Origin of the sequence: Allobosea sp., assembly GCF_036675845.1 — a bacterium.
Taxonomy (GTDB): domain Bacteria; phylum Pseudomonadota; class Alphaproteobacteria; order Rhizobiales; family Beijerinckiaceae; genus Allobosea.
Genome location: NZ_JAKFED010000009.1, coordinates 1 through 5977, shown reverse-complemented (window position 1 = coordinate 5977; position 5977 = coordinate 1). Strand labels below are relative to the sequence as shown.

General features: G+C 67.3%; 6 protein-coding genes. 3 read left to right on the top strand and 3 right to left on the bottom strand.

Annotated elements, in window-relative coordinates; genetic code table 11:
- Positions 1-26: 26 nt before the first annotated feature.
- The gene (locus V6M56_RS00510) at positions 27-1010 is read left to right on the top strand and encodes an SDR family oxidoreductase (RefSeq protein WP_332680610.1); all 984 of its coding nucleotides are present in this window, start codon (positions 27-29) and stop codon (positions 1008-1010) included.
- 94 nt (positions 1011-1104) lie between these two features.
- On the top strand, positions 1105-1491 hold the full coding sequence (locus V6M56_RS00505) for a hypothetical protein (RefSeq protein WP_332680609.1): 387 nt from the start codon (positions 1105-1107) through the stop codon (positions 1489-1491).
- A gap of 63 nt (positions 1492-1554) precedes the next feature.
- Here V6M56_RS00505 and V6M56_RS00500 read toward each other — a convergent pair whose 3' ends face one another.
- Entirely contained in the window at positions 1555-2058 is a 504-nt protein-coding gene (locus tag V6M56_RS00500; RefSeq protein WP_332680608.1) for a hypothetical protein, read from the bottom strand.
- Between the two features lie 243 nt (positions 2059-2301).
- Positions 2302-4215, bottom strand: a complete 1914-nt coding sequence (locus V6M56_RS00495) for an ABCB family ABC transporter ATP-binding protein/permease (RefSeq protein ID WP_332680607.1) — start codon at positions 4213-4215, stop codon at positions 2302-2304.
- Between the two features lie 254 nt (positions 4216-4469).
- Between V6M56_RS00495 and V6M56_RS00490 the strand changes: the two genes are divergently transcribed.
- A complete protein-coding gene (locus tag V6M56_RS00490; protein ID WP_332680606.1) occupies positions 4470-4805 on the top strand; it encodes a hypothetical protein in 336 nt (111 codons plus the stop codon).
- A 134-nt stretch (positions 4806-4939) separates the two neighbouring features.
- On the opposite strand, the gene V6M56_RS00485 is transcribed toward V6M56_RS00490, so the two are convergent.
- The coding region (locus V6M56_RS00485) for an alpha-isopropylmalate synthase regulatory domain-containing protein (RefSeq protein ID WP_332680605.1) at positions 4940-5977 on the bottom strand (1038 nt) is incomplete at its 5' end.

Genomic DNA, 5977 nt, shown 5'->3' with positions numbered 1-5977 from the left:
ACAAGGCGGCCAAGCCAGCCAGGGCGGTGAAGGCCGCCGCCAAGCAGCAGCGGCGCATCCAGAAGCGGATCGCGCGCGCCGACGCCCGGCCGGAGAAGCGCCAGGACAATAAGGCTGAGGACACGAAGGTTCAGGACGGCGCGATGCAGGCCGGGGCGAGGCTTTATCCCGTGCCGCCCTTCAAGCGCCAGCACCAGCCCAAGCCCGGCTCGGAAGCCATGCTCGACCCTGCGCCGATGTATGATGCGCCCTTCTACAAGGGCTCGGGCAAGCTCGAGGGCAAGGTCGCGCTGATCACCGGCGGCGATTCGGGCATCGGCCGGGCGGTCGCGGTGCTGTTCGCCCGCGAGGGCGCCGACGTGGCGATCCTGCATCTCGGCGAGGACGAGGACGCAAGGACGACCCTGGCCGCGATCGAGGCGGAAGGCCGGCGCGGGCTCGCCATCTCAGGCGACGTCCGCGACGCCGCCTTCTGCCGCGACGCGGTGGCGAAGGTCGTGAAGGCCTTCGGCAGCCTCGACGTGCTGGTCAACAACGCCGCCTTCCAGGTCCATTCGCCGCGCTTCGAGGATTTGAGCGAAGAGCATTTCGACACGACGATCCGCACCAATCTGCACGGCTATTTCCACATGGCGCAGGCGGCGCTGCCGCATCTCGGCAAGGGCAGCGCCATCGTCAACACCGGTTCGGTCACCGGGTTCGACGGCAGCAAGCAACTGATCGACTATGCCACCACCAAGGGCGGTATCCACGCCTTCACCCGCTCGCTGGCGGCGCATCTGGTGCCGCGCGGCATCCGGGTCAACGCGGTGGCGCCCGGTCCGGTCTGGACCCCGCTCAACCCGTCCGACAAGACCGCCGAGGACGTCGCCGAGTTCGGCGCACGCGTGCCGATGAAGCGCCCGGCCCAGCCGGAAGAGATCGCCCCGGCCTATGTCTTCCTCGCCTCGCCGCAATGCTCCAGCTACATCACCGGCGAGATCCTGCCGATCGTCGGCGGCCATGAGTGAGGCCGATCCATCACGAAATGGCCATGAAAGATTTCGGAACGCCGGCCTGCACCGGCAGTTGATCGGGAAGGTTGCATCGATCCGGAGAATGATGATGAGAGCTTTGAAGATCGGCCTGCTGGCGGGTGCGCTGGCACTTTCCTCCGCTGCGGCAATGGCCCAGGGCGTCGATCTGAGGCCCGAGAACAGCGGCCCGAAATATGAGCGCGGCCCGACGAGTTGGGACAATGCGCCCTATCGCGGCAACACCTACAGGGCGGACGACTACGACCCGCGCCGGATGGACGAATATGCCCCGCGGCGCGAGGCGGTCTCGCAGCGCGAGGCGATCAGGATCGCGCGCCGCCATGGCGTCGCCGAGGTCGACGAGGTGCGCTGGCGCGGCAATGCCTGGGTGATCAACGGCGCCGACCGGCGCGGCGGCGATCTGCGCGTCGAGGTCAACCGATGGGGCGAGATCGTCGACGTCGATCGCGATTAGAGCAGGACGCGAAAAGTAGACCTTGGGCGGCCTTCGGGCCGCCGCTTTTTTTTGGTGAGCGCGTCAGGCAACCCGCAAAGGCGGCGTGCCGCCGTTGAAACGCCTTGCAGCCAGCACGGTCAGGGCAAGGAAGGTGGCGAGCACGACGCCTTGCGCGATGGCGAAGGGCGGCTCGCTCTGGGTCGGCGCCATGGCGTTGAGCGCCGGCAACTTCAGGAAGAGCTGCGCGACCAGCACGAAGATCAGGAGGTAGAAGGAGAGCATGGCGGTGATCGCATAGCTCCGCCGCCAGCCGCCGCGCAGGCCGCGCGCATAGAGCGCCACGGCGGCGATGGCGAGCAGCACCAGCGAGATCGCCCCGACGATATGCGAGGGCAGCACGCCGCTGAACGGAAAGGCGAAGCCGGTGGCGCTGGTCGCGATCGCCGTCGACAGGAAGATGCCGTTCCAGCGCCGGCTGAGATGGCCCTTCAGCAGGGCCGCCGCCATCGGGAAGCCGGCAACGATGGCGATCAGGCTGAGCCAGGTATGGAAGCCGACCAGCGTCGTCGGATCGAGCACGAACATGACAAATCCCCCTGCCCCAAGGGCAGTCTGCGCCTTGCCCTCTCAGCTGCCAAGCCGCATTTTCGCGCAGGTCCGATCGGCGGAATGACCGCGCGAACAATGAGATCGTCATTCCGGCTGAAGCGAAGCGGAACGCTTAGAATCTATTATAGAGTTCCCGCGCCCTTCGATGGATTCCGGGCCTGCGCCGCTGTCGCGGCTTGCCCGGAATGACTGAAGCGCTTGGAAATCGTGGGTCCAATTCTAGTCGGTCAAGCTGACCCTGACGCTCTGCCCCTCCTCGGCGGTCGCGCGCTGCAGGGTCGCCTTGGCCTCGTCGACCTGGCGCTGGCGGTTCCACAGCGCCGCATAGACGCCGCCGGCGGCAAGCAGTTCGCGATGGTGGCCGCGCTCGACGATCAGTCCCTTGTCGAGCACGATGATCTCGTCGGCATTGACCACGGTCGAGAGCCGGTGCGCGATCACCAGCGTGGTGCGGCCCTGGCTGACCCGGTCGAGCGCGTCCTGGATCTCCTTCTCGGTGAAGGAATCGAGCGCCGAGGTCGCCTCGTCGAGGACCAGCACCGGCGGCCCCTTGAGGATGGTGCGGGCGATGGCGACGCGCTGCTTCTCGCCGCCGGAAAGCTTCAGCCCGCGCTCGCCGACCGAGGTGGCGTAGCCTTCGGGCAGGGTCTTGATGAAGCGGTCGATCTGGGCGAGGCGCGCCGCCTCCTCGATCTCGCCTTGCGTCGCCTGCGGCCGGCCATAGCGGAGGTTGTACTCGATGGTGTCGTTGAACAGCACCGTGTCCTGCGGGACCATGCCGATGGCGGCGCGCAAGCTGACCTGCTGGACTTCGGCGATGTCCTGCCCGTCGATCAGGATGCGCCCGGCCTGCGGCTCGTAGAAGCGGAAGAGCAGCCGCGAGATCGTCGACTTGCCGGCCCCCGAGGGGCCGACGATGGCGATGGTCTTGCCGGCCGGCACCGAGAACGAGATGCCGCGCAGGATCGGGCGCTCCGGCACATAGGCGAAGTGCACGTCCTCGAAGGTGACGGAGCCGGCACGGATGTCGAGCGCGGGGGCGCCCGGCTTGTCCTGGATCTCGGGATCGCGGCCGATCAGCGAGAACATCTGCTCGATGTCGAGCGTCGCCTGCTTGATCTCGCGATAGACGGTGCCCATGAAGTTCAGCGGGATGTAGAGCTGGATCAGCATGGCGTTGATCAGCACGAAATCGCCGACCGTGTTGGTCCCGGCCTGGAAGCCGCGCACGCACATCACCATCGAGACCGTCAGCCCTGCTGCGAAGATCGCGGCCTGGCCGAAATTGAGCCAGGCGAGCGAGCTGTAGGCCTTGATCGAGTTGCGCTCATAGCGCGCCATGGAGACGTCGTAGCGCGCCGTCTCGCGCGCCTCGGCGCCGAAATACTTCACCGTCTCGTAGTTGAGCAGCGAATCGATCGCCTTGGCGTTGGCGTCGGTGTCGGATTCGTTCATCTCGGCGCGGATGGCGATGCGCCATTCGGTGGCCTTGATGGTGTAGGCCATGTAGCCGACGACCATGACCACCAGCACGACGACATAGCGCCAGTCGAACAGCTGCAGCAGCACGATGATGATCAGCGAGACCTCGATGATCACCGGCACGAGCTGGTTGAGGCCGAGGCGCACCATCTCCTCGATGCCGTTGCGGCCGCGCTCGAGCACGCGGGTCAGCCCGCCGGTCTTGCGCTCGAGATGGAAGCGCAGCGAGAGATGGTGCAGATGCCCGAAGGTCTGCAGCGCGAGCGTGCGCACCGCATGCATGAAGACCGGGGCGAAGATCGCATCGCGCAACTGCACGAAGGCGGCCGAGCCGACGCGGGCGAGGCCGTAGATCACCGTCAGCGCCAAGGGCGCGCCGACCAGCCAGGGCAGCCAGGCCTCGAGTGTCGTCGGGGTGCCGGCGAGCGCGTCGGTCGCCCATTTGAAGGTGAAGGGCACGCCCATCAGCACGAGCCGGCCGACGACCAGCAGCGCGAAGGCGATCACCACCCGGCGGCGCAGATCGGCCCGGTCCGGCGGCCAGAGATAGGGCCAGAGCGCCTGGAAGGTGGCGATGAAGCCGGAGCCGGGCTGCAGCACGGCCGAGCGTGCGAAAGTCGGCGCCGGGGACGGCGCGGCAGGCGGGGACATTTTTCAACGATTCCAGTTTGGAGCGCTCATATAGGCGCAACCGCCGGCAAATGCATGTGCTGACGCGCGTGGCGGTGACGGGGCGTGGCGCGTCCGGCCCGCGCGACCCCACTCCCGCAGGCGATCCCCCGGAAGTCGGCTCGGGGACTGCCGCGATGGCTGCGCGCGACGGCACGCTTCCGCCTTGTTCTCGTCCCAACCGCGATGTCAGATGCCTTTAGGGCCTCTCGAGGCCGAGATCGGGAAGGAAGCCCATGAAACCTGCTCGTGTCCTGTCCGCCGCCTGTGCGCTGGCGCTGCTGCCGGCCCTGCCCGCCTTGGCCCAGGCGAAGCGCCCGCCGGCCCAGATCAAGATCACCAATGCCCGCACCATCCCGCTGGAATCGCTGGAGATCGCGACCTCGGGCGAACAGCCGCGGCTGGTGGCGAGGCTGGCCAAGCCGCTGGCGCCCGGCCAGAGCGTCTCACTGAAGCTGAACAAGCCCGCGGGCTGCAGCTATTACGTCCTCGGCAAGTTCAGCGATGAGGCCGAGAGCGACAATGACGGCGTCGACCTGTGCCGGGAGAGGACGCTCCGCCTGACGGATTGAACGAGGCAGCCGGCCGGCGACACCCGCGTCATGGTCGGGCTTGACCCGACCATCTCGTGACGATTTGAACGCCTTCCACTGGTCATGAGATTCCCGGGTCTACGCTTCGCTTCGCCCGAGAATGACGCGCAATCCTACCCCGTCGCGCCCTCGCGCATCAGCTTGTAGACGATCGAATCCGTCAGCGCCTGGAAGGACGCGTCGATGATGTTGGCGCTGACGCCGACCGTGGTCCAGCGCTCGCCGCGCTCGTCGGCCGATTCGATCAGCACCCGCGTCACGGCGTCGGTGCCGCCCTGGAAGATCCGGACCTTGTAGTCGACCAGGCGCAGGCCGCCGATCAGCGACTGGTAGCGGCCGAGATCCTTGCGCAGTGCGATGTCGAGCGCATTGACCGGGCCGGAATCGCCTTCCGCCGCGGAGATCAGGACCTCGTCCCCCACCTTCACCTTGACGATCGCCTCGGAGAAGGTGACGAGCTCGCCCAGCGCATTGTGGCGGCGCTCGACATTGACCGCGAAACGCTCGACCTGGAAGAAATCCGGCACCTCGCCGAGGATGCGGCGAACCAGCAAATAGAAGGAAGCGTCGGCGCCCTCGAAGGCGTAGCCCTGCGCCTCCTTGTCCTTGAGTTCTTCCAGCACCCGCGAGAGCCTCGGATCGTCGCGCCCGAGGGTGACGCCGATGCGCTCCAGCTCGGCGACGAGGTTCGACTTGCCACCCTGGTCGGAGACCAGCACCTTGCGGATGTTGCCGGTCGCCTCGGGCGGCACATGCTCATAGGTGCGCGGGTCCTTGAGCACGGCGGAGGCGTGGATGCCGGCCTTGGTGGCGAAGGCCGAGGCTCCGACGAACGGTGCGTGCCGGTTCGGGGCGCGGTTCAGCATCTCGTCGAGGGCGCGCGAGACATGGGTGAGCTCGCCGAGCTGCTCGTCGCCGACGCCGATCGAAAAGCGCTCGCGATAGCGCTCCTTGAGCTTCAGCGCGCCGATCAGCGTCACCAGATTGGCGTTGCCGCAGCGCTCGCCGAGCCCGTTCAGCGTGCCCTGGATCTGGCGGGCGCCGGCCTCGACGGCGGCCAGCGAATTGGCGACGGCGCAGCCGCAATCGTCATGGGCGTGGATGCCGAGATTGTCGCCCGGCACGGACTTCGCCACCTCGGCGACGATCGC